Raw genomic sequence first — 23,189 nt, 5'->3', positions numbered from 1 at the left:
AGTTAATCCTACTCCTAGGATTAATTTAGCCTGTTATGTGCATACTCTTTGTCGCCCTTAAAACACATCCCCAGTATCCGCTGATCATTTGCGCCAATCGGGATGAGTTTCACCACAGACCCACAGCACCAGCACAATTTTGGCCACCGGAGCAGAATATGCTCGCGGGCAAAGATTTGCAGGCGGGAGGTACTTGGTTTGGGATAAATAAGCAGGGGCAAATTGCGGGAGTCACTAACCTAAGGGTGGCGCAAAAATCCCAAGAGCCGATGCGCAGCCGCGGTGAGCTGATCATTAAAGCCTTAAGCTCGGGTTCGCTTATCTGCCCAAATTGGCTTGAGGAGCACGCCGAAGATTATCAACCATTTAACCTCGTATTTGGCCAAGGCACTAATCTCTATTGCTTTAATAGTCTTAAGCAAGAAACGGTAAAACTCACAGCAGGATTCCACGCCATAAGCAATGGCGCGCTCGATGATATCTGGCCGAAAATGGCTAAAGGTCAACGCTCGCTCGAGGCCCTCATCCAACAATCGGGGCCGCTTGAGCTGGAGTCGCTCATTCAATTGATGCAGGATGATTCGCGGCCAGAGGATAACGAGCTCCCCGACACTGGCGTCGGACTAGAGTGGGAACGCCGACTCGCGGCAATTTATATTCGTCACCCCGACTATGGCACCCGCTCCACTAGCATTTTACTGCAAAATGCCCAAGGGGAAGTCCAGTTTACCGAGGTAAGATATGACGGTAAGGGCCGACGACTGGGACAGCAGGATTTCCACTTTACCCTGCCGTCGCAATTACCTAAAGAACCGGACTGTCTCGCCCACTTTTAGCTTGCTCGTCCGAGATCAGTTTATCAGTCCGAACTGTGGTCCATAGTGATCACCCAGCGGTCATCAATTTTTTCCACCAGCAGGGTAAACACCCCCGTGGGCGCATCCTTTTGCCGCTTTAAATCCCAACGTCCTACGACCATAGCGGCGTAGTTACTAAGCATTTTGATTTCTTTGATGGTGAACTTCAGCTCACCTAAAGCCTCTTTATTCGGATAGTTTTTCTTGTAGGCGGCAAGGGTTTCATCCCAGCCGTAACGAAACTTTCCATTAGAGACAAATCTAAGCTGTTCGCTCTTCCAATAACCCTGCATGTAAGCGTCAAGATCGCCGCGGTTCCACGCATCTTCCTGACCTTTTAGCATTTGGGCAATGTCATCCGTCGGCACCGCACTCACCTGCCCGACAAACAGCAACATCAGTACCGCGAGGCACTGTAAAATGTGTTTTTTCATCAATCCCTGTCGCAACATAGTATCGCTCCCCAACTATCAGGTTAGACTGTACTATAACCAAATTGGCGCAGACTATCTTGTCAAAGCCGATTTATAATTAAAAAAAGCTGATGATATTATTCATTTTTCGACTCTGAGCACCAAATTATGTTTACACATTTATGCCGCTGGCTACTCAAAATTTCAGGCTGGCAAATCCAAGGGCAGTTACCCTCTCAGGCCAAATACATTGTGATTGTTGCACCACACACCAGTAACTGGGACTTTATCATCGGCGTGCTCGCCCGCGGCGCCTTAAACACCCGTATACACTTCCTCGGTAAGCATCAGTTGTTTATTCCGCCTTGGGGTTGGTTCTTCCGCGCTATCGGTGGCAGCCCTGTGGATAGGCGTAAAAACAATAATTTAGTCGATGCTGCCGTGCAGTTGTTTGCCACTCAGCCCGACTATAAACTCGCGCTCGCCCCCGAAGGTACTCGCAGCCCAGTGACCCGCTGGAAATGCGGCTTCTACCATATCGCCTCCAAGGCGCAGGTACCCATAGTGCCAGTGGGCTTAGACTTTGCCCGTAAGGCCGTGGTGATCCAGCCGCCACTGCAACCAAAAGAAATAGAACAAGATATGGCGGAAATCCTCCGTTTTTACCGCAGCATTAAAGGGCGTCATCCCAAAACGATCCCCGACTATACGCCAGACAACAGACGTTAATGCCTAAGGAATTACGGAGCAAAACATGCAGACCGAGACTTGGTTACTCTATCTTTTTGCGATTGTGTTGATTGGGATTTCCCCCGGGCCTATCGCCATGTTATCTATGTCCCATGGCATTCATTTCGGTAAAAAACGTAGCATAGCCACAGGACTTGGCAGTGTCAGCGCCGCGCTGGTGCTGATGGCGGCTTCGGCGGCAGGATTAGGCGCCATTATCAGCGCCTCGGAATACGGCTTTAGCTTGCTCAAATGGTGCGGCGCCGCCTATCTGGTGTTTTTGGGCATTAAACTCGTGCTCACCAAGTCGCAGGGGCAAAAGCTGGAAGTGACGAAAACCGAAGGAAAAGGGACTGCTAAACAACTCTATAAACAGGCATTTTTAGTGGGGATCAGCAATCCTAAAGACTTACTGTTTTTTGCGGCGTTATTTCCACAATTTATCGATTTAACCGCCCCACAAATGCCGCAACTGACGATTCTTGCCCTCACTTGGGCGCTGGTCGATTTTAGCTTTGTGATGCTGTACGCCTCTATGGCCAATGTGCTGGCCCCGAGCCTAAAGGCCAGCAACAAACTGCATTGGTTTGACCGTACTAGCGGCGGCGTGTTTCTCACCCTCGCCGCCATCTTAGTCAGTCGAGATTAGCCCTCGACTTTCACCGATTTTAGACTGCGGATATCGTTGCCCGTCGGCGCTTGGAAGGCCTGCAAACCAAACTCGGGCAATACGGCAAAGATATGGTCGAAGATATCCGCTTGTATCGCCTCATAAAAAGCCCAACGTGTATCATTGGTGAAGATATAAATCTCAATCGGCAAACCTTCGGTCGTAGGAGCCAGTTGGCGCACCATCAGTGTCATATCTTTGTGTACTTTATCATGGCGTTGCAGGTACTCCTGCAAATAAGCGCGGAAGGTACCAACGTTGGTCAGATGGCGGCCATTAACCTTCATATCCAGATCCGACACTTTGGCATTCGACTCTTGGATCTCGCTGATTTTGGCGGGGAAATATTCTTTCAAGCAATTGATTTTACTGAGTCGACTACGCTCTTCCTCGGTTAAAAACTTAATGCTGTTGATATCGATATTGACCGCACGCTTGATACGGCGACCACCGGATTCCGACATACCACGCCAGTTACGAAACGCATCCGACACTAAGGCATAGGCGGGGATCATAGTGATGGTCTTGTCCCAGTTACGCACTTTGACCGTAGTTAAGGACACTTCCTCTACCGCACCGTCGGCGCCGTACTTGTCCATCTGGATCCAGTCGCCTTTGCTGACCATACGGTTAGCCGCCAACTGGATCCCCGCCACGAAGCCTAAAATGGTGTCGCGGAACACTAACATCACAAAACCCGTTGCCACACCTAAACCGCTGAGGAAGTACACGGGTGATTGATCCGCCAGTACGGAAATCGACACGATCAGACCGACAAAGAACAGGAACAGTTTAATCAGCTGCACAAAGCTTTTTACCGGCAAGCGGCGGCTGACCAAATTGACATCGGAAATCTCATTAACCGCATCGAGCCCTGCGTAAATGGCGCGGATCATCAGGATCACCAACCAAATACTCAATAGACGGTCGACTAAACTGCTGAGTACGGGATGTTCGGTTAAAGTGATTGGCACCAGCAGGTTTAGCACGATAGCGGGCACTAACATTGCCAGCTTTTCCAGCACCCGGTAACGCATAAATACGTCGTCCCACGTTGCTTTGGAGCGCAGGATCACCATGTTAACCGCACGGATCACCCCACGGCGCATAATAAAATAGGCAATGGCCGCCACCAGCACACAGGCTAGTAGCATAATGCTGGTCGATATGCCGTCGGATGGTTGGCTGTCGATCCCGATACTCGATAACCAGTTCGAGATTTGAAGGCGAATTTCTTGATCCACAATCTACTCCTAGAAAAACGGCTGGGTTATCTGCCCAGGTCAGCCATGCCAAGATAAGGGCTCAAGGTTGCGAGCACATGACGTGCGACTGCGGCATCTGTGCAACAAATATTTCACAACCATATATTTTTAAAACGATTTTAGCATCCGAGACCCAGTGCTCAAAGGGCGTATCTATGTAAAATGCCGCATGAGTCGACAATGGTTCCCTTTCGGCTCGGTTTTACCGCCGTTATTGCTCCAATTCGGCCTCGGCTTGATGCAGCTCAGCCTGCGCCTCTGCGACCTTTTGGCGTTTTTTGCTGATCTTCTCCATAGACTGGCCACTAGCGATGGCTTCGCTGAGTTCATTTTGGCGCTCGACTAATTTAGCCTGTTTGGCCTCGACCTTAGCTAAGCGCTCAGCGTATAGGGTGTCATCCTCACAATCGGCGACAACCGCCTCCAGTGCTGTTGTTAATCCATTGACCTTGTTTTGATTTCCCGACGCTTTAGCCTCGGCAAGCTGTGCCTCAATCGCCGCTAGTTTAGCTCCACAGCCCTTGGGCGCATCCTCCTGCGCGGTGGCAATCCCGCTGCACAATAATGCGATCAAACATCCATATCGACAAAACATGGCAATCTCCTTTAGCGGACTGAAATACTGCTCTTGGGTTGATAGTGCCACAGCCAACAAGCACAAGCTGTATTGTCGGGATTTAAAATCGATTTTATTGGTACAAATGCGACTTAGACAGTGACTTAATGGCAGTAAATTGTTTATGTTAGGGCAAAATATTGACTCAGACGGATATCGGAGCCAGAAACCATGCCCAGTTCATTTCGCCTCAGCGCGCTCAGCTCATTATTGTTGCTCTCTTCATCTGTGATGGCGGCCGATGTGGCGACCATCACCCTAGAGAATGGCGCTCAAGTCAGATTAAAAGATGACTTCACTTGGGAATATATCATCACAGAGACTAAAGTCGCCGAAGCGCCTGCGGTAGCCACAGTTGCCGCCGCGCCCAGCGTCGCAGCCGTAGCTTCCACTCCAGTGGCCGTTGAAGCAGCCAAACCTGTCACCACACTAACGGCGAACGCCATTGCGCGCCCCGAGCTCTTAGGCTCTACCGCTAAAGATGGCATTAAAGTCACCTTCAGTGAGAGTCAATGGAAGGGCGATAAACTCGGCCTGACCTTCGAGCTTGCCAGCACCAGCGGTGAACATGTGACCTTAGTTGAAGTGGAAACCAGTTTCTTTGCCGACGATGGCACCCTGCTCAAAACCGAGAAGCTCGACGTCTGGGAAGCGATTTTCCGCATGCCAGAAACTTACCTACGCAAAGGTGAGCAGCGTAAGAGTCCGGTCATTTGGGTTGAAGGTGTCGATAAAAGCCGTTGGCAAAAACAACTGCTCAACCTCAAAATCACTGAGATTAATTCACGCTAATGAAAGATACGGGTAAGGAATTGAGCATGAGTTTCAACTCCTTGCCATCTCACTCGGCTATGGTGGGCAGGATAAACTAGACTCTCCACCAGGCCTTAATTTCCCATGTGAGCCAGATGCAAGATGCCCAAACGCGACCTCAATCTCAGCCTTGCCCTCTTGCTCTGTGCCCTGAGCCATCCGGCGATTGCCGATACTGTGTTTCTTACCAATGGCGATAAAATCACAGGTGAAATTAAAGCACTAGACGAACAGAATCTGGTGATTAAACCTAGCTACGCCCCTAAAATCACTATCGAACGCAGCGCGATTCGCAGCTTTGAAACCCGTGAGTCACAGCACTGGAGCATCAACCGCTCGATAGAGGAAGTCACGATTCAAGCCTCTGACTTAGAGAGCTTTGTGATAGTCAATCAACGGCAAATCCCCATCAGTGAATTAATCTATTCCGAGACCTTAAACCAGTCAGAATGGCGCTACAGTGGCAGCGCCGAAGCCGCGATAGATGTCACCGATAACAGCAAAAACACCCAAAAGCTGCATGCCAAGGGCGATGTAACCGCCGAAACCTTAAAGTGGCGCCATAATTTAAAGAGTGAAGTCCGCTACGAGACCGAAGAAAAAACCACCAAACGTAATACCCTCGAAGCCCATTACAGCGTCGACTACTTGATCAGTGACCATTGGTTAGTGCGTCAGGAAGATTACTTTAGGGAGGAGAACCTCGAACTCGATATTCGCAGTTACTATGCGGCCATAGGTCCCGGTTATCGTTTCTGGGGTGTCAACCGCGACAAGCTCGACTTTGTGCTTACTTACAACCATTTCTGGCTAGATTATCAAGTATTTACCTATGAGCTAAACGCTTGGGCTGCAACCATCAACTACAAGCAGTATTGGTTCGACGGCGTGTTAGAAACCTATGCGGATCTGCAAATCGCCTTCCCCGATATTCCCACCATTGAATATATTTCGGACTCCACATTTGGACTTAAATATCTGCTGACACAGCAGATTTACCTCTCATTCAAATACGACATCAATGAGACTAAATCGACTGTGCAGCACTCGCGGGATATCTCCTACACCCTAGGTCTGGGAGTCAACTTCTAGGCTTATTGGGGCTTTACTACGCAGGTCATCTCGGGCGCTTCGTATCCCCAGACGATTTTGGCTTCGCCATGGTGTTCCCATAGACTCTCATTTCGGCCCTGATACTTAGCACCGCTGCCGCTGGGCTGAACAAACATCAAGGACGTTTGATCGCCACGCTCGGCAATTAACGTGGCAGGTTCAGTCTTAAAGTAACTGACCACCACCTCATTGGCGGGGTTGCCATCGCAGGCATAAAACACCGGGCCTGTCATTTCCACCAAACGATACTGCGCCTGTAACTCGGCAATCCGCGTCTGGTAAGTCGATTCAACACAGGCGCGTTTATCTTCGCTCTTCCAACACTCATCACGCCCCTTCACCCAACCTCGCTGCATGGCTTTGAGGGTGGGCGGTTGTTCGTTTTGGGCTTTTTCCGTGGCCTTGGTATACACCTCGGCAAGTTGTTGATCGAGCTTAATTAAGCCCTCATCCTGACACACCAGCTCCTCGATACTGCCGGCGCGCACTTTGCTGCAATCAAAGGACGGTTTTTCTGCAGCCATCGCAGGCGTGCCTAGCGTCATGGCGAAAAGTCCCGCCACTGCAGCGGTTTGCATATTGATTATCTTAGTTAATTTCATTGTTTCATTCCCTTTATCTGGACCCCGAGCGATCTCTTGTCCATAGCTAACCCTATCTCGGCTTAACCTAAGCTGACTTAAGCAAAATACCCCTCAATAGCAGCTCTACATTTCATAAACCCGAATAAGTGTAGTGCAGCCACAGACGTTATCCCAAGAGTGTCCACTCAACGGACAATCGCGCGGACACATTAACAGCCAAAGTGCGGACACTTTAGGCTTATCAAGCGGACACGGATTTTTATTTAATTGATAAATAACGAATATTTAGTTGGCACATATTCTGCCTAGCCAGTAGGTCATCACACTTATCCCTATACAAGGAAGCATTATGAACACTCACACCAAAATATTCGGCGGTTTATTGATTCTCGCACTTATCCCCTGTGGGATTTGGGCAGCACAGCAGGCAAGCACCCAATCATCTAGCGACACCCAAATCTCGATCAATAGCCGCAATTATCCTGACTTTTCGTGGATTTATGTGCGTCAAGATGGTGAGCTCACTATCGGCGCGGGTGAGAGCCAAGATTGGAACAAACTCAAACGCCAAGGTAATGCGTATCAAACGGACTATCTGTGGGTTAAGACTGGCGGAAACCGCTATGTGATTACCGATCCGGCTCTCGTTAATCAGGTGAAAGAGGCCGTAAGCCCAATGCAAATCCAAGGAGATAAGATGCAGCGTCTGGGAGAACAAATGCAGGTTAAGGGCGATGCCATCAGCGCCGAAACCAGCAAACTCGTCGCCAATATCGCCTCCGGGGAAAAAGATGCTGAGGTTAACGCGCAAATTGAAAGCCTAAGCGCATCGATGGATGTGATGGGCAAAGAGATGGAACAACTCGGCGAAGAGCACCAAGCGTTAGTCGATGTGGCCGAGAAGCAGGTTTACGAACTGGCGCAAAACGCGATTAAAAATGGCACCGCCGTATTGGCACCTTAAGCCATTTTTAGCACTTAAAGGTAAATTATCGGTTATTCCAGTTATAGAGATTGAATTTCCTAGTGAAATTGACTATTTTCACGCCGCTTTGTTATTTCACTAGGAAAAGGATCAACATGGAACAAGCGATTAGTACAGGGAACGACAACCCCATTCAAATGGCCGATACCGTCTATTCGAAAGAAAAGTCACTGTTTACAATTTTAGCGATTATTTCGGGACTGATTTGGGCCGTGCTGATCTTAGCCACCAAAGGTCTCGCCCTGATTTATGTGCTGATGTTTTTTATCATTTATCTGTTCACCCACTCGGCGTTTATCAGCTATTTAAAGGGCACTGCGGTTGAAATCAGCCCTGAGCAGTTCCCCGACTTACACAAGCAATACCTCGCCTGCTGTGAGCGTTTAGAGGTGAAAGAACCGCCCCGCGCCTACCTGTTAGCCGCCGATGGTATGCTAAATGCCCTCGCCACCCGCTTCCTGCGCCGTAACTACATAGTGCTGTTCTCCTCGATTGTGGATGCACTCGAGTCCGATAAAGACGCCCTTAACTTCTATATCGGCCATGAGCTTGGCCATATTCGCCGTAACCATATTGGTAAAGAGCCACTGTTAGTGTTCGCTACTTGGCTGCCGTTAGTAGGCGCCGCCTACGCCCGCGCCTGCGAGTACACCTGCGATTTACACGGCTTGCGTTGCTGCAATAGCTTACGTTCGGCTACCAATGCGGTTGCCGTATTAGCAGCTGGGGTTGAGCAGTGGAAACGGATGAATGTGGATCAATATATTCGCCAAACCCAAGAGTCGAGCGGATTTTGGATGTCCTTCCATGAGCTGAACAGCAGCTATCCATGGCTGACAAAACGTATGGCAAGAGTACAAGCGACCGCGCAAGGTAAAGTATATTCAGCGCCTTCTCGCAGTGTATTTGCCTACCTATTTAGCCTGTTTATGCCACGTATGGGTACGGCGGGCGGCGGGATTATCATCCTTGCCGCGATTATCGGTGTGGCCGCTGCGGTCGCGATTCCCGCATATAAGGAATACCAAGAGAAGGCGGGCGCAGCCAGCATTAACTATGATGATGCCAACTACGCTACCAGTACTCAGCAAATGAACACAGAGCCCGCTAACGTGCCCGATGCTGCACTGGCAATCGAGCATATAGACCAGTTACATCAATCATTAGCGCCGATTACCGGGGTGCTGGCTCAGTACTACCAAAGCCATAAAGCCTGGCCAACCGAGTTAGAGCCGCTAGGTTTTAGCGATGAGCAGCTAACCACCTTTAACCTTTATTCCGAGGGGATTGTTGGTTTTGTTGCCGGCGAAGCCTTAGGAGATTATCAAGGTTATGAGGTGTATCTGTCGCCCCAAGTTGACGACCAAGACAATGTCACTTGGGTATGTAGCAGTAACGGTATTCCCGACGAATATCTACCTGCCGATTGCCAAGGCTAAGATCAAAAAGCGCTGCCAATGCAGCGCTTTTTCTTTGCCGTGATGGCCTCGAATGGTTCAATTAGCGCTGGATAAGATAACGAATCGTTGGCCCGTTTTGCTCAATTTCTAGCACTTTATAGCCATGATTCTTGGCATCGAGTGGAATGTTATTGATTGATTGTGGGCAGTCACTGATCACTTCTAATATCTCCCCCGGTTTCAGTGTTGGCATGGCCTCAAGGGTTGCCACGGCAGGATAAGGGCAAGGCTCGCCCACCATATCGAGTTGATAATCTGGAATATATTGACTCATTACGCCGCCTCCGCGATCAGTTGTTCATCCCGCTTCGCCTTACGGGCAAAGAAACGTTTTTCCCACAGCAACATGGCCGCAAACGACAGCGCCAGCAGCAGATAGGTCAGCAATAAACCGCCCTTATCGCCAAAGCTTGAGAGCAAGTTAACCTTGTCCCAACTTGTGGCTAATGGCTGAGCTAAATCATCCCAGTAATAGGCCAGCAGGGTTGAACCCAGCACGTTACCTAAACCAACCCACCAGAAATGCACTTGGCCTTCGACGGCGCGATACATCCAACCCGTCTCACAACCACCTGCCAGCACAATGCCAAAGCCAAACAGCAGACCACCAATCACCGCATTCGGGCCAGCCCACATAATTTTCGGCGGCACACCTAATTGCACATAGCTATAAATCCCGATGGCACTCACCGCCATACCGAGAATAATCGCCTTGGCCATATGGGTGCGTCCGGTGATCCACATATCGCGAAATGCCGAGGTAAAGCAGATTTGTGCCCGCTCAATCAACAGGCCGAAACCGACGCCGCAGAGCATGGCGATACCCAGTTTAGGCGCGTTGAACATAGTCAGTAATCCCCAGCCGATAATGGCCGCAAACACTAACATGCCGATACGAAACCGCCGTCTGGCTTGGTTTTCATCCTGTTTAACCGACGTCGCCTTATCGACTTTCTTCAATTTCACTGGAATGCGGAACATGGGCAGTAGGGTAAAACGCGCGCCAAAGTAAGAGCCCGCCGCCGTCGCGAGAGCAAAAAACCATGCGTGTAAGGAAAACTGTGGGATCCCGGTAAAGAAGGCCGCTAAGTTACAGCCCATCGCCAAACGCGCACCAAAGCCCGCAATAATGCCGCCGATAAGTGCCTGAGCGATGCGGATACGGCTCTGTGGCATACGCAGCTTAACGTTATTCGCCCACAGCGCCGCCGCAATACAACCACCAAACATACCGATGATCATCATGCCGTCGATACGGTCTAAGGGCGAGCCCTGCAAACCTATCACTTTGAAATAACCCCAAGTTTCAGGATTTGCCCCTACCAGTTGCAGTAAGTGCCCGCCCCAGCGCGTAAATTCACCCGTGACCGCCCAAAACGTGCCAGTTAACCCAAAATAGTAAGTAGAAAGGATACCAGCGGCGATAACCGCAGGCATAGGAGCCCAAAAACGGACTAAATATTGTTGTTTAAATTGTTGCCATGTCATGTCATTACCCTAATGAACGAGACTATAAAAAAATAAGCACAAGGCTTATACCTGTTGCCACACAAGCAAGGCACAATCCCTTAAAAATAAGGTGCTAAAGAATCTTAATTGTGTGGCGACACGCTTTAGATGGCTTTCGCTAAACAGCCACGATTTATCCCCAACAGTCGATAACTATGGGTGTAGAGCGTGGCTCTGCCATTACGGCAAAAACCGATAAGCGTGATGTTGCTTTTCTCTGCTAATTCCAACGCCAGTGAAGTCACGGCGGACATAGCAAACAGAATTTGGATATTGGCACTGGCGGCCTTTTGCACCATTTCAAAACTGGCGCGGCTGGTGAGCAACACGGCGACAGGTCGCTCTGCCTTACGCATTGAAAATCCACCGATTAATTTATCCAGTGCAATGTGCCGCCCTATGTCCTCAAAGGCGGCGATGATTTGTCCTTCCTCGTCTAAACCCATGGCGGCGTGGGTTGCACCCGTGAGCTTAAAGTGATGTTGATTCTCTTTGATCTGCTCAAGGGCAAGCTGCAGATGATCGATATTAAATCTGGCGTCCGAGTCGACGCGGATAACGGGTTTAACCGCCTCTTCTAGCTGCGCTACACCACAGAGTCCACAGCCCGTGCGCCCCGCCATATTGCGCCGCTGCTGCTTGAGTTCCATAAAGCATCTTTGGGTGATCTCCACCTGAATGAGCACGCCTTCGGGGGTGAACTCCAGATCCACCCCTTTGATTTCATTCACATGGGAAACAATCCGCTCCGACAAGGTAAAGCCAATGGCGAACTCTTCGAGATTTTCTGGGCTGGCGAGCATCACAGTGTGGGCGATGCCGTTATACACCAGCGCCACTCGTACCTCGTTAGCCACATAATCGGTTAACTCGGAGGCCTGTCCCTGCTCTAAAAGGGTCACCTTTCTTTCAGTAACCACGGCGTGTGAATGATATTCCATAGCGACCCTCTAAACTCATTAATTCAAATAAAAACAATTGGTTTGCCAGTAAAGTTCGACTCAAGTCACAAAGCGACTAACGAAATACGAATGCGCTTGATTCAGGTTTAAGCATTTTCTACTATCGGTCTGTCTTCGAATGGAAGAACGTCGTCTCCGGTGAGGCGTCCGGATTTCAAATCCGGGTAGGGCTGCCAGCAGTCCTGGGTAGGTTCGACTCCTATGTTCTTCCGCCAATTCTCATGGGAATAAAACAGTTCCCCATCCCGGATCTCCCGACTGTTACTGCGATACTTCCTACGGGTAAAACCACTGCGGTCAAAAAACTCCAACAGCTGAATACTGACCTTACGACCTAGGCCAATCAGATCCTTAAACTCTGCGGTTTCGAGCTTGCCGTGGGTTTCCACATGTTCACGCACCAGATTGGCGTAATGGCACAACTGCTCACTCAGCAGATATCTGTCCTTCACCACGGCGGTAATAAAGCCCTGTTGCACCAGTTGAAAACACAGCAATCTGAGTTTGGCGGGCTCGAGTGCGAGATATTCCCCCATCTCAGTTACCCACACGGGCGAGGTTTGTAGCGCCAACCAAGGGGCCAAGCGTTGCCAACACCGCTGCGCCTCGCTATCGAGGACAATTCTGTGATCCGCCAACTGCAGCAAGGCGCCGCGCAGCACCATCTGACCGTCTTGGCAGAGGCTATCGAGCACTTTATTGGCCAGCTCGTTGGGTAATATGCTGTGGCTCATGCGTTGCAGACGATTACGCCCCAGCCCTAGTTGGTCGGGATGCTGTTGGTGATACTCACGTAACAGCTCGATAAACTGCTGTTTTTCTTGCTCAAGTAGCTGGGTAGATAGTCCATAGGCGCCGAGGCGAGTCAGCCCCGCCTGCGCCAGCATGGCGGCCAGCCCTTCATCTGTTAGCTGCCAACGCCAACGGATTTCATCAATACTGAGCGCCTCACTCTGGCCGAGTAGCGCCAGCACATTCACCGGATTGGGGAGCTTGGCCAGCTGTTGCAGCTTACTGACACGCTCCGGCGTACGCTTCTTACGATTGGGGACTTTTAATGCCAGCACTCGCCCTGCACCCAGGGTTTGCTTACCGCCAATATGCCTGAGCACTATCGGGTCGTCCTGACATAGCAGCAGCGGCTTATCGAGCACTATTTCGGCCAGATAATGCCCCTGCTCATCGGCTTCATCGAGTAGTGACACTCGACCCAGGGTATGGTCGGCGCCGTGGTGACAATGCACATTTTGCCAATGGGTTAAGGGTTCAAAACTGCGAATTTGCACTACGGGTCTGGCGCACAGCTCAGCCTGAGGCAGGCTGCTTAACCAGTCACCGCGGGCGGGCGCCCTATGGTTATCAACACCGGTAAGATTCAACGCGACCCGAGTGCCACTGAGTGCTCGATGGACTTCCATCCCTTGGCAGTGAATGCCGCGCACCCGTAATTTTGCTTTTTGCCCAGAGCTGTAGAGGCTATCGCCGATACACACACTGCCGCTAATCACAGTGCCAGTGACCACACAGCCGGCGCCTTTAACGCTAAAGGCGCGATCTAGCGTCATCCTAAAGCTACTGGCATCTTCCGCTTGGGTCCATTGCTGCTCGGCGATCTCTAAAATATGTTGTTTAAGGGTTTCTACCCCCGCATCGCCTGCATCATTAGCGCAGACCTCAAATACGCCACAGGCCTCGATACCGTATTCGGCAAGCAGCGCCATCCCTTCTAGGGTCAACTTGGCGGCGGTTTGGTCATCGACCAAATCCCGCTTGGTCAGCACTAAGGTCAAACTATTGAGCGGTAAAAGCGCAAGGATTTGCAGATGCTCGCGGGTTTGCGGCATCACGCCGTCGTCACAGGCCAACACCAGCAGCGCGTGGCGCACATGACTCACGCCCACCAGCATGTTATTGATGAATTTTTCATGGCCGGGCACATCGATAAAGGCTAAACGAGTGCCATCTCGCAGTGGCATAAAGGCGTAGCCGAGATCGATAGTCATGCCACGGCGTTTTTCTTCGGGGAGCCTGTCGGTGTTCATCCCCGTCAAGGCACGGATCAGCGTGCTCTTGCCGTGGTCGACGTGGCCCGCGGTGACCATAATCATAGCTGCACACCTAAAGTGCTGAGTTCGGCCAATAATTCGGCCTCATCATCGATACCGCGCAAGTCGAGGCGAAGTTGATCTTGGGTCATTCGGCCAATCACAGGCCGCTGCGCCTGCTTAAAATGCTGCTCGAGCAGCGTGAGACTGCCACCCGCTTGCGCGTTAAAGCACAGGGCGATTGAGGGCAAAAAGGTATCGGGCTGCGAGCCGCTACCGACTTGAGTTTGGCACTCCACTAACTCGATGCCATAGCTCGGGGCAAACAGCGGCGCTAAGGCGCGCTGCAGGCGCTCACCGATTTGGCGTAACTCTGCTTGGCTGCGGGCAAACTTAGCCATAATCGGCAGTTCCCGATCCAAGGTTTCGGGGTTCAAATAATGGATCAGCGTCGCCTCGAGCGCCGCGAGAATCAGCTTATCGCAACGCAATGCACGCTTTAGCGGATGACTTTGAAGCTTATTAATGAGCGCCTGTTTACCGACAATCAAACCCGATTGCGGGCCGCCGAGGAGTTTATCGCCAGAAAAGCTGACCAGATCGACCCCATCCGCCAACATGGCTTGGGGCGTCGGCTCTTGTTTTAGGCCAAAACGGCGTAAGTCGGTGAGTGAACCACTGCCAAGATCCGAGATCAGCGCGACCCCACGCTCGCGGCAGAGTTGGCCTAATCTGGCCTCATCCACCGAGGCGGTAAAACCACTGATATGGTAGTTGCTGGTGTGCACCTTCATAATGGCGGCGGTATTTTCGGTTATCGCCTGCTCATAGTCTTTGAGGTGAGTACGATTAGTGCTGCCGACTTCCACTAAAGTGCAACCCGCTTGGCGCATAATGTCTGGAATGCGAAAGGCGCCGCCGATTTCCACCAGCTCACCGCGGGAGACAATCACTTCTTTGCCCGCCGCGACCGCCGACAACATCAGCAGCACAGCGGCGGCGTTATTATTCACCACACAGCAGGCTTCAGCTCCTGTTAGGCGCTGGATTAACCCACTAATGGCATTATCCCGATGGCCGCGCTCACCGGCGGCTAATTCAAATTCCAGCGGCGTGGGATAACGCATCACAGAGGTCACGGCACGAATGGCCGCCTCAGACTGCTGGGCGCGACCAAGATTGGTATGCAGTATGGTTCCCGTGAGGTTCCACACGGGCTTAAGACTATGGCTATAGTCCTTAGACAATTGATCAACCAAATATCCGTTCAATAACGCCGGGTTAGCACACCAAGCGGGCAAGCGCCGCTCCTGGGCAATCAGCTCACGCGCCGTGCGTAACTGGCTATCCAGCGCCGCTTTTACTGCTGCTTTACCATAGCGTTGCAGCAAAGGGGCTAACGCCGCATCGGCGAGCAGACTGTCCATCGACGGCAGCGCGCGGTACAGGGCTTGGGGTGTATCGGGTACTTGGGTCATCATTTGTATCATCTTGATAAATATAAGGGGAAGGACTCGGTGAGCCCTTCCCGACTTTGGTTATTGCTCAGTTTCGTGGGCCAGCAGCAATGGATTGACCGTAGTCGCCCCAAAGCCCTTGGCATTTAGCTCACTGTCGAGCATCAGGGTAGCTAAGTCGTCAGCCGCAACATCCATCAGCGGTGACTTTTCGACGAACAGCATCTTGGTGTAACCATGGCATTCGTCGCAGCTCTCGATGCGCACCTGCGCCTTGGCATCATCGAATGACCAGAGCGTCGTCCCTTTATCCTGACCACAGCTAGTGCAGTGGGCGCGAATGTAATGCCATTCGCTCTCGCACAAACTGCAATGCAGATAACGCAGACCCGCTCGCGGCTGGTCGACGATCACGCTCGCCACGGGATGACACCCGCAAATCGGGCATAGGTTTTGCTGCACGACTTTGCGTTGATCGATCCGTTTAATCACCATAGGTGCCCAATGGGACCAGTAGACCCCCATCGCCGCCCAGATAAACAAACTGAAGCGCGCGGGCACTTCACTCATATGTCCCTGACGCAATGCTCTGCCCCAGGAGGTGAGTTGCTCTGGAGATTGCTGCATCAACAACCGCAGCACTCTCGCCATATCCTCATCCACCTGCGGCAGCAGATCGCTTAACAGTTGTTGTAGCAGTCCTTGCCAGTAGCTATCTGCCTCTGAACCCAAGTGGGAAAGCGGAATCGCTTCATCTTTCCCCCAAGCGAGAAGCTGACCGAAGTCAGCCTCCGCCGCCAATCTGGCCTGAATCGCAACCACACGGCGGCATAGCTCAAAGTAGTCGGCCAGCGGCGAGTCCTTGGCCAACGACAACAAACGCTGCGCCCGTCTGTGATACACAGTTTTAGGGTCCACCGCCTTTAAGGGTTTAAGCTCCAGCGGCGATTCGCTGCCGGGGACCATAGGTATCTCGGCTGTATGACTCATTAATGTTTCTCCACGTCCGAATGTTCATCCAACATCAGCGGATGATGTTTACGGCACCAAGCCTTAGAGACCTTGCCGTAAAGCATGCCTGTGATAGAACCTTCCACCCAGGTCGCCATCCAAAAGTGCACCATCACAAACATCAACATGATCAAGGCACAAATGGCGTGTAGCACGATCGCCCAGCCCACCACAGTGGCCGAGAAGTAAGGTGCAAAGTAGGGTTGCCACATGATGAATCCCGTCACGGTTAAGGTGATGGAAGTCAGCACAAAGGCACGGAACAGCACTTTTTGACCAGGGTTGTAATGGCCGATAGGCGGGATTTTGTCCTCGTTCTCGAACATCACGTCCTTAATGGCGAGCATCCAAGCCAAATCGTGTTTTTCCCATTTGTTGTGGTGGTAATAACGCACCAACATCAACATCAGCGGTAAACACATCATCAGGCCAGCAATTGGGTGAATAAACTTCGCCAATTGCGGTGTGCCCGCTATCGCGCCTAACCATTGGAAGGAGGGATAGAAGAAGGAAAAGCCCGTCAGAAAGGTGACTAGCCCCACGGCCACAATGAACCAATGACAGATGCGGTCGAACAGTTTGTGACGCACTACCATTTCTTGCTTGTTATGCTTGCTCATTTCTTGGCCTCCTCTTCCGCTTGCGCCTTGTCCTCTGGCGGCTGATAGCCGGGTTGGTCCTCTTCCACTATGTTGCGACCGACGGTGATCTTATGCAGGCAGGCCACAGCCGCCGTTGCAAGCAGTCCGACAGTACCCAGTGGTTTCACCCAGTCCTGCCACAGGGTGACAGACAATGGGATTTGCGGATCCTTTGGCATTTCGTAGGTTTCAGGCTGAGTGACATCGTGCAATATCATCAGCATGCCTGTGCCACCTACGCCCTCAGGGTTGTAGAGTCCCGCCTTGGCAAAACCACGTTCTTTCAGCTCGTTAACACGCTTTTCGGCGGAGAACAGCATGTCTTCGCGCGTGCCAAAACGCAGCGCACCTGTGGTACAAGACTTCACGCAGGAAGGCTCAAGCCCAACAGCCAAGCGGTCAGAGCACATAGTGCACTTGTAGGCTTTGTTGTCGACGGCGCTGATCTTCGGGATATCGAATGGACAGGCACTGGCACAATAACCACAGCCAATACATTTGTCCGAATCGAAATCCACAGTGCCATTGGCATGTTGAACAATCGCGCCAGAGGTAGAACAGGCCTTTAAGCAGGCGGGATCCGCACAGTGCATACAAGCACTGTGGGTAAACTGCCAACGTAATTTGCCTTGGTCTTCGATCTCGTTGTACTTCATCAGGGTCCAGCACTCTGGGGACAGAGATGCTGGGTTTTGATAAGTCCCTTGGAACGAACCCACCTCTTCACGCAGGTCATTCCATTCGGAACAAGCGACCTGACAGGCTTTACAACCATTACACTTAGTCGCGTCAAACAGCTTCGCAATTTGCTTCACGCCACCGACTCTCGCCTGGGCAGGCGGAGTCGCTTGCGAAGTGCCGGAACGTTGAATGATATCTTGAGTCGCCATTATCAGACCTCCGCCTTTTCAACATTCACGAGGAACGCTTTGTACTCAGGCACACCCGTGTTGGCATCACCCATCTCAGTGGTAAGGACGTTACAGCTATAGGCCTTACGTGTTAGCGCGTTATGGCTGCCGTGACGTGGGATACCGAGTGTGTGTACCGTTTGACCATTGACCTGCAATGGGCGCATACGCTTAGTCACTAAGGCTTTGGTGAGAATGTGGCCACGTTTCGAGCTCACTTTCACCCAATCGCCATTCTTAATGCCTTTTTCTGCTGCCAATTGCTCATTCATTTCCACAAAGGTCTCTGGCATGGCAATCGCCGCTAAACGGCAGTGTGTCGTCCAGAAGTTAAAGTGTTCTGTGAGTGAGTAAGTGGTACAGGCGTATGGGTATTCCTCTTTAGTACCTATGGTGTCTTTCACCCCTTCGAACCAACGCAGCACAGGGCTGTGCACCACATTGGGATGCAGTGGGTTGGTGCCGATGGGCGATTCGACCGGCTCGTAATGCTCTGGGAACGGTCCTTCTTTCAGCAGTTTGAGCGCGAAGAAACGACCCACGCCGTCAGCCTGCATAATGAAAGGATGCGCACTTTCCTGTGGATTCAACTTGGCATTGAAGTCGGGCACGTCTATCCCTTCCCACTTGCCGTCTTTCCACTCGACAATCTTACGGTGCTCATCCCAAGGTTTACCGTTCACATCACAAGAGGCACGGTTGTAGAGGACGCGGCGGTTAAGCGGCCATGCGAAGGCCCAGCCCGGCGTAATACCTTTACCCGATGGGTCATGGTTGTCGCGGCGAGCCATTTGGTTACCGGCTTCGGTCCAAGAACCCGCGTAAATCCAACAGGCACTCGCGGTACTGCCATCGGCCTTCAGTTCAGCAAAGCTGCTGATCTGACGCTTGGTCGCAACATCGTAACCATTCAACTCTTTCGTCAGTTCGATAGAGCTTGGGTTGTGCGGATCGATATAGTTCCAGTTAATCGCTTCAATGGGCTCTGGCAGTTTGCCACCCTCTTCGCGATAGAGGTGTTTTAGCTCCTGCAGCAGACCAGAGACAATCTCAGAGTCCGACATCGCTTCGCCTGGAGGATTAGCGCCTTTATAGTGCCATTGCATCCAGCGGCCAGAGTTAACGATCGAACCTTCTTCCTCTGCGAACACAGTCGCAGGTAGGCGGAAGACTTCGGTTTGAATACTGGCGGTATCGACCTCGTTAAAACCGGGTTCGTTTTGCCAGAAGGTGGCGGTTTCCGATGACAAGTTATCAAGCACGACTAAGTACTTAAGGTTACTCAGCGCCTTGATGTTCTTGTTACGGTTAGGCATGGAGTTAATGGCGTTAACCCCTTGCACGATGCAACCGTTCACTTTGCCACGGTACATCATGTCCAGATGCTTACCGAAGTCATACATCTGATCCCACTTAGGTAACCACTGATAACCGAACTCGTTTTCAGGCGTCGCGTTTTCACCCCAGAAGGCTTTAAGCAGGGACACATAAAACTTCGGATAGTTTTGCCAGTAGTTGGTTTGACCTGGGCGCAATGGCTTAGGCGTGTTCGCCGCCAAGTGAGCCGCTAAGGTCGGTTCTTTATCGTTTGGCAGTTTAAGGTAACCGGGTAAACTTTGGGCCAGTAGCCCCATGTCGGTTGAACCTTGAACGTTGGCGTGACCGCGCAATGCGTTAACACCACCGCCTAACTGACCAATGTTGCCCAGTAATAACTGGATCATCGCCATAGAACGGATGTTCTGCGCACCTTTACTATGGTGGGTCCAGCCCAATGCATACATAAAGGTTGCCACACGATCTTTAGTATGAGTGCTCGCAATGGCGTCACATACCACTTGGTAGTCCGCTGTTGGCGTACCAGTGATATTACTTACCGTTGCAAAATCATAACGTTCTACGTGTTGTTTGAGTAAGTTCCACACACAACGCGGGTGCTCAAGTGTTTCATCCACTTTGGCATAGCCGTCTTCGTCGAGTTGGTAGAACCAGGATTCTTTGTTGTACTCGCCTTTTGCTTCATCAAAGCCTGAGAATAGGCCGTCATGGAAGTCAAAATCATCCCGCACCAGATAACTGGCGTTGGTATAGGCTTTCACATAATCGAAGTTAACTTGATTGGTCGAAATCAAATAGCGAATCACACCCAGAAGGAATGCTATGTCAGTTCCTGAGCGGATTGGGGCATAGTGATCTGCCAATGACGCACTGCGGTTGAAACGTGGGTCAACCACAATCAACTTAGCATTGTTATGCTGCATAGCTTCTGTAACCCAGCCGAATCCGACAGGGTGAGCTTCTGCGGCATTACCGCCCATAATAATCACTACGTTAGAATTTTTAATATCGATCCAGTGGTTGGTCATGGCACCGCGCCCAAATGTTGGAGCAAGACTTGCTACCGTTGGGGAGTGTCAGTTACGTGCAATAGTATCGATAGCCACTAGGCCTAAAGCGCGCGCAAATTTTTGTGTCGCTAAGCCACTTTCATTGGCCATACCGGATGAGGTCATCATCCCTGTAGTTAACCAACGGTTAACCGTTACGCCATCGGCGTTTTTCTCAATCAGGTTCGCATCACGGTCATCTTTCATTAAACGAGCAATACGTTTAAAGGCATCATGCCAGCTGATCCGTTCCCACTTATTGCTGCCGGGGGCGCGATATTCTGGGTACTGTAAGCGGTGTGGACTGTTAACATAATCCACAAGGCCCGCACCTTTAGAGCACAATGCACCTCGGTTTACTGGATGATCGGCATCACCCTCGATATGGAAAATAGCATGCTCAGAGTTTTTGCCCCCACTGCCTTGGCTGTACATCAGCAGGCCACAACCGACCGAGCAATACGGACAGTTGTTACGGGTTTCTTTGGCTCCGATCAGCTTAAACTCTCGCACTGCTGCATAGGCCTTTTCGGACATCAATCCCAGCGCTGAAATCGCTGAGGTTGCCGCTCCGGCCGCACACAGTTTAAAAAACTGGCGTCTGTTCATAGCGTTCTCTCACACTTTTGTCGTTATGAGTTTGGTAATTGCAGTGGTAACGCTGCAATCGTTTGAGTGAGTCAATAAAGCCCCCACTTAATCTAAGATTATCCTTAAAGTGAAAATAGATAACAAATAATGACATGAGATCGAGATCTCAATTCACCAGCTACAAAACAAACCACCAAAAAATAGATTTTAAATTGATATTTTCAGAGTTTAATTTCAGCGAAACGACACAAATAAAGATACAAATCCAAAAAACACCAAAAGACATTTTGTCCACCACTTAATGGGCATTTTGTCTCACAATGACATATTAAGGTTATATAGAGTGTGAATTTAAAGCCGAAATGAAATAAGAGATGGTTAAAAACACCTCATATTTACCGGTTTTGGATGGATAGACAGCCATCAAAGCTGACAATGTAAAGATTGGATAAAAAAGCACTCATCCTGCGGTGTTAAACACACCTAAAGTACAAAGTGCAAAAACAGCGAAATCGCCGCATAGGATAGACAAAAGGCATAGCAAATCGCTATGCCTTTCACTTTATTGGTCGCTTGCTTCAGCACTTTTCACCCGCTGATGGGTTATCGGTACCAAAGACTGTGCATTACAGACTCGGCAATACGCCTTGGGGCAAGTAAGCATTGAAGCTGGCGGTATAAAGCAGATCCGTTGCCGCATCGATATCCGGCGCAAAGTATCTGTCTTTATCATAGTAGGCAACCACTTCGCGTAGCTCGGCCTTCGCCTGCGCCACTGCTTTGCTTGGCATTAATGGCGCGCGGAAGTCCAAGCCTTGGGCGGCCGCCAATAACTCAACCGCTAATACGCCACGGGTGTTTTCGCTCATATCCCGTAAACGGCGCGCCGCAAAAGTCGCCATAGACACATGGTCTTCTTGGTTGGCCGAGGTTGGTAAACTGTCGACCGATGCTGGATGGGCGTAGGTTTTGTTTTCAGAGGCCAATGCCGCCGCCGTCACTTGGGCGATCATAAAGCCCGAGTTCACCCCGCCGTTTTTAACCAGGAAAGGTGGCAGTTTAGACAGGCTAGAGTCGATTAGCAGCGCGATACGACGCTCTGCAATCGCGCCTAATTCGGCAATCGCAATCGCCAAGTTATCGGCTGCCATAGCAACGGGCTCGGCGTGGAAGTTACCGCCGGAGATAATATCGCCAGTATCTTGGAATACCAACGGGTTATCGGTCACACCGTTGGCTTCTGTGCCTAACACCTCGGCCGCTTGGCGGATTTGGGTCAAGCAAGCACCTAATACCTGTGGTTGGCAGCGCAGTGAGTAAGGGTCTTGCACCTTCTCGCAGTTGATGTGGCTTAAGCTGATTTCAGACTCTTCGCCCAGCAGATGACGGAACACCATGGCCGCATCGATTTGTCCTTTCTGACCACGGGCTGCATGAATGCGTGGATCAAACGGACTGCGGCTACCCATGGCTGCCTCGACGCTCATGGCGCCAATCACTGAGCTTGCAGCAAACAAGTCTTCAGCGTGGAACAAGCCTTCCAGCGCCAGTGCAGTAGAAGCCTGAGTACCATTGAGCAGGGCTAAGCCTTCCTTCGCGGCTAAATCGATTGGCTTTAGGCCGGCGATTTCTAAGCCTTCGGCGGCCGAAATAATCTGACCTTGATAGCTCATCTCGCCCTCACCCAACAGCGGCAAACACATATGGGCTAACGGCGCTAAGTCGCCAGAGGCACCCACAGAACCTTTTTCAGGCACGCAAGGATAAACCTCGGCGTTCACTAGGCTGATAAGGAAGTTGATGACTTCTAATCGGATTCCCGAGAAGCCACGGCTTAAGGAGTTGATTTTTAACACCATCATCAGGCGCACTGTGGCGTCCTGCATGTATTGGCCCGTGCCCGCAGCGTGGGATAACACGATAGAGCGTTGCAGCAATTGCAGATCTTCCGGGGCAATCTTAGTGTTCGCCAGCAGTCCAAAACCTGTGTTGATGCCATAAACGGTGCGACCTTCATCCAACACCTTTTGCACGATTTGCGCGCTGGTGTTGATATCGGTAATCGCCTCTGGCGCCAGTTCAAGTGTCAGCTTATGGCGGCTGATTTCACGCAATTGCGCCAGACTTAAACTGCCGGGCGTTAATACTAAATGATTGACTGATTTCATTT

20 protein-coding genes, 1 tRNA gene and 1 pseudogene are annotated in these 23,189 nt (G+C 51.0%); 8 read left to right on the top strand and 14 right to left on the bottom strand.

Annotated elements, in window-relative coordinates; translation table 11 throughout:
- Positions 1-35 precede the first annotated feature (35 nt).
- On the top strand, positions 36-836 hold the full coding sequence (locus tag CF168_RS00640) for an NRDE family protein (RefSeq protein ID WP_089066650.1): 801 nt from the start codon (positions 36-38) through the stop codon (positions 834-836).
- Between the two features lie 23 nt (positions 837-859).
- On the opposite strand, the gene CF168_RS00635 is transcribed toward CF168_RS00640, so the two are convergent.
- Positions 860-1,309, bottom strand: a complete 450-nt coding sequence (locus CF168_RS00635; protein ID WP_086902886.1) for a YybH family protein — start codon at positions 1,307-1,309, stop codon at positions 860-862.
- 129 nt (positions 1,310-1,438) lie between these two features.
- Here CF168_RS00635 and CF168_RS00630 point away from each other — a divergent pair, with 129 nt between their 5' ends.
- Both CF168_RS00630 and CF168_RS00625 read left to right on the top strand, forming a co-directional pair.
- Positions 1,439-1,999 (top strand): lysophospholipid acyltransferase family protein, encoded by a 561-nt coding sequence (locus CF168_RS00630; RefSeq protein WP_086902887.1) that lies wholly within the window; start codon positions 1,439-1,441, stop codon positions 1,997-1,999.
- A 25-nt stretch (positions 2,000-2,024) separates the two neighbouring features.
- Positions 2,025-2,648 carry a LysE family translocator gene (locus tag CF168_RS00625; RefSeq protein ID WP_089066649.1) on the top strand — a complete coding sequence of 208 codons (624 nt, stop codon included), beginning with the start codon at positions 2,025-2,027 and terminating at the stop codon, positions 2,646-2,648.
- Here the strand turns inward: CF168_RS00625 and CF168_RS00620 are convergent.
- Both CF168_RS00620 and CF168_RS00615 read right to left on the bottom strand, forming a co-directional pair.
- Complete coding sequence (locus CF168_RS00620) at positions 2,645-3,913, bottom strand: mechanosensitive ion channel family protein (RefSeq protein WP_011620950.1); 1,269 nt, start codon at positions 3,911-3,913, stop codon at positions 2,645-2,647. The genes CF168_RS00625 and CF168_RS00620 overlap by 4 nt on opposite strands.
- 232 nt (positions 3,914-4,145) lie before the next feature.
- Positions 4,146-4,529 carry a DUF1090 domain-containing protein gene (locus tag CF168_RS00615; RefSeq protein ID WP_089066648.1) on the bottom strand — a complete coding sequence of 128 codons (384 nt, stop codon included), beginning with the start codon at positions 4,527-4,529 and terminating at the stop codon, positions 4,146-4,148.
- A gap of 192 nt (positions 4,530-4,721) precedes the next feature.
- Here CF168_RS00615 and CF168_RS00610 point away from each other — a divergent pair, with 192 nt between their 5' ends.
- Positions 4,722-5,342, top strand: a complete 621-nt coding sequence (locus CF168_RS00610; RefSeq protein ID WP_089066647.1) for a DUF3157 family protein — start codon at positions 4,722-4,724, stop codon at positions 5,340-5,342.
- 123 nt (positions 5,343-5,465) lie between these two features.
- On the top strand, positions 5,466-6,455 hold the full coding sequence (locus CF168_RS00605; RefSeq protein WP_089066646.1) for a DUF481 domain-containing protein: 990 nt from the start codon (positions 5,466-5,468) through the stop codon (positions 6,453-6,455).
- A 2-nt stretch (positions 6,456-6,457) separates the two neighbouring features.
- Here CF168_RS00605 and CF168_RS00600 read toward each other — a convergent pair whose 3' ends face one another.
- A complete protein-coding gene (locus CF168_RS00600) occupies positions 6,458-7,054 on the bottom strand; it encodes an MliC family protein (protein ID WP_430980737.1) in 597 nt (198 codons plus the stop codon).
- Between the two features lie 355 nt (positions 7,055-7,409).
- Here CF168_RS00600 and CF168_RS00595 point away from each other — a divergent pair, with 355 nt between their 5' ends.
- Positions 7,410-8,024 carry a hypothetical protein gene (locus CF168_RS00595; protein WP_089066644.1) on the top strand — a complete coding sequence of 205 codons (615 nt, stop codon included), beginning with the start codon at positions 7,410-7,412 and terminating at the stop codon, positions 8,022-8,024.
- A 116-nt stretch (positions 8,025-8,140) separates the two neighbouring features.
- Entirely contained in the window at positions 8,141-9,484 is a 1,344-nt protein-coding gene (locus tag CF168_RS00590) for a M48 family metallopeptidase (protein ID WP_089066643.1), read from the top strand.
- Between the two features lie 61 nt (positions 9,485-9,545).
- Here the strand turns inward: CF168_RS00590 and yedF are convergent, their stop codons facing one another.
- The 3 genes from yedF to fdhD form a co-directional block, all read right to left on the bottom strand.
- Complete coding sequence (yedF, locus tag CF168_RS00585) at positions 9,546-9,779, bottom strand: sulfurtransferase-like selenium metabolism protein YedF (RefSeq protein WP_011070517.1); 234 nt, start codon at positions 9,777-9,779, stop codon at positions 9,546-9,548.
- On the bottom strand, positions 9,779-10,993 hold the full coding sequence (gene yedE, locus CF168_RS00580; RefSeq protein ID WP_011620943.1) for a selenium metabolism membrane protein YedE/FdhT: 1,215 nt from the start codon (positions 10,991-10,993) through the stop codon (positions 9,779-9,781). The genes yedF and yedE overlap by 1 nt, the downstream gene beginning before the upstream one ends.
- Positions 10,994-11,118: 125 nt before the next feature.
- Entirely contained in the window at positions 11,119-11,955 is an 837-nt protein-coding gene (gene fdhD / locus CF168_RS00575; protein WP_011624738.1) for a formate dehydrogenase accessory sulfurtransferase FdhD, read from the bottom strand.
- A 141-nt stretch (positions 11,956-12,096) separates the two neighbouring features.
- On the opposite strand from fdhD, the gene CF168_RS22270 reads away from it, so the two are divergent.
- Positions 12,097-12,191: transfer RNA gene (locus CF168_RS22270), tRNA-Sec, on the top strand.
- A gap of 93 nt (positions 12,192-12,284) precedes the next feature.
- On the opposite strand, the pseudogene selB reads toward CF168_RS22270, so the two are convergent.
- The 7 genes and pseudogenes from selB to hutH all read right to left on the bottom strand — a co-directional run.
- Positions 12,285-14,078: pseudogene (selB, locus tag CF168_RS22705) on the bottom strand (selenocysteine-specific translation elongation factor); the annotation flags it as partial.
- A gap of 2 nt (positions 14,079-14,080) precedes the next feature.
- Positions 14,081-15,502 carry an L-seryl-tRNA(Sec) selenium transferase gene (gene selA / locus CF168_RS00565; RefSeq protein ID WP_089066642.1) on the bottom strand — a complete coding sequence of 474 codons (1,422 nt, stop codon included), beginning with the start codon at positions 15,500-15,502 and terminating at the stop codon, positions 14,081-14,083.
- A gap of 57 nt (positions 15,503-15,559) precedes the next feature.
- Positions 15,560-16,468 carry a formate dehydrogenase accessory protein FdhE gene (fdhE, locus tag CF168_RS00560; protein ID WP_089066641.1) on the bottom strand — a complete coding sequence of 303 codons (909 nt, stop codon included), beginning with the start codon at positions 16,466-16,468 and terminating at the stop codon, positions 15,560-15,562.
- Positions 16,468-17,109 carry a formate dehydrogenase subunit gamma gene (locus CF168_RS00555; protein ID WP_011620938.1) on the bottom strand — a complete coding sequence of 214 codons (642 nt, stop codon included), beginning with the start codon at positions 17,107-17,109 and terminating at the stop codon, positions 16,468-16,470. The genes fdhE and CF168_RS00555 overlap by 1 nt, the downstream gene beginning before the upstream one ends.
- Positions 17,106-18,020: a formate dehydrogenase subunit beta gene (fdxH, locus tag CF168_RS00550; protein WP_023265886.1), complete on the bottom strand. Its 915-nt coding sequence runs from the start codon at positions 18,018-18,020 to the stop codon at positions 17,106-17,108. The genes CF168_RS00555 and fdxH overlap by 4 nt, the downstream gene beginning before the upstream one ends.
- A gap of 2 nt (positions 18,021-18,022) precedes the next feature.
- Complete coding sequence (gene fdnG, locus CF168_RS00545; protein WP_157705907.1) at positions 18,023-21,037, bottom strand: formate dehydrogenase-N subunit alpha; 3,015 nt, start codon at positions 21,035-21,037, stop codon at positions 18,023-18,025.
- A 608-nt stretch (positions 21,038-21,645) separates the two neighbouring features.
- Complete coding sequence (gene hutH / locus CF168_RS00535; protein WP_089066640.1) at positions 21,646-23,187, bottom strand: histidine ammonia-lyase; 1,542 nt, start codon at positions 23,185-23,187, stop codon at positions 21,646-21,648.
- Positions 23,188-23,189: the final 2 nt, after the last annotated feature.

It is taken from the genome of Shewanella bicestrii, from assembly GCF_002216875.1.
GTDB lineage: Bacteria > Pseudomonadota > Gammaproteobacteria > Enterobacterales > Shewanellaceae > Shewanella > Shewanella seohaensis.
Note: the sequence above shows the minus strand (reverse complement) of the source record. Positions and strands in the feature narration are given on the sequence as shown.

Bases quoted from the DNA above. Each gene is read 5' to 3' on its own strand.
- CF168_RS00625 (WP_089066649.1), top strand. From the start codon at position 2,025: ATGCAGACCGAGACTTGGTTACTCTATCTTTTTGCGATTGTGTTGATT.
- yedE (WP_011620943.1), bottom strand. From the start codon at position 10,993: ATGACATGGCAACAATTTAAACAACAATATTTAGTCCGTTTTTGGGCT.
- CF168_RS00555 (WP_011620938.1), bottom strand. From the start codon at position 17,109: ATGAGCAAGCATAACAAGCAAGAAATGGTAGTGCGTCACAAACTGTTC.
- CF168_RS00610 (WP_089066647.1), top strand. From the start codon at position 4,722: ATGCCCAGTTCATTTCGCCTCAGCGCGCTCAGCTCATTATTGTTGCTC.
- CF168_RS00590 (WP_089066643.1), top strand. From the start codon at position 8,141: ATGGAACAAGCGATTAGTACAGGGAACGACAACCCCATTCAAATGGCC.
- CF168_RS00635 (WP_086902886.1), bottom strand. From the start codon at position 1,309: ATGTTGCGACAGGGATTGATGAAAAAACACATTTTACAGTGCCTCGCG.
- fdhE (WP_089066641.1), bottom strand. From the start codon at position 16,468: ATGAGTCATACAGCCGAGATACCTATGGTCCCCGGCAGCGAATCGCCG.
- fdhD (WP_011624738.1), bottom strand. From the start codon at position 11,955: ATGGAATATCATTCACACGCCGTGGTTACTGAAAGAAAGGTGACCCTT.
- hutH (WP_089066640.1), bottom strand. From the start codon at position 23,187: ATGAAATCAGTCAATCATTTAGTATTAACGCCCGGCAGTTTAAGTCTG.
- CF168_RS00630 (WP_086902887.1), top strand. From the start codon at position 1,439: ATGTTTACACATTTATGCCGCTGGCTACTCAAAATTTCAGGCTGGCAA.
- yedF (WP_011070517.1), bottom strand. From the start codon at position 9,779: ATGAGTCAATATATTCCAGATTATCAACTCGATATGGTGGGCGAGCCT.
- CF168_RS00595 (WP_089066644.1), top strand. From the start codon at position 7,410: ATGAACACTCACACCAAAATATTCGGCGGTTTATTGATTCTCGCACTT.
- CF168_RS00615 (WP_089066648.1), bottom strand. From the start codon at position 4,529: ATGTTTTGTCGATATGGATGTTTGATCGCATTATTGTGCAGCGGGATT.
- CF168_RS00600 (WP_430980737.1), bottom strand. From the start codon at position 7,054: ATGCAAACCGCTGCAGTGGCGGGACTTTTCGCCATGACGCTAGGCACG.
- fdxH (WP_023265886.1), bottom strand. From the start codon at position 18,020: ATGGCGACTCAAGATATCATTCAACGTTCCGGCACTTCGCAAGCGACT.
- CF168_RS00640 (WP_089066650.1), top strand. From the start codon at position 36: ATGTGCATACTCTTTGTCGCCCTTAAAACACATCCCCAGTATCCGCTG.
- CF168_RS00605 (WP_089066646.1), top strand. From the start codon at position 5,466: ATGCCCAAACGCGACCTCAATCTCAGCCTTGCCCTCTTGCTCTGTGCC.
- selA (WP_089066642.1), bottom strand. From the start codon at position 15,502: ATGATGACCCAAGTACCCGATACACCCCAAGCCCTGTACCGCGCGCTG.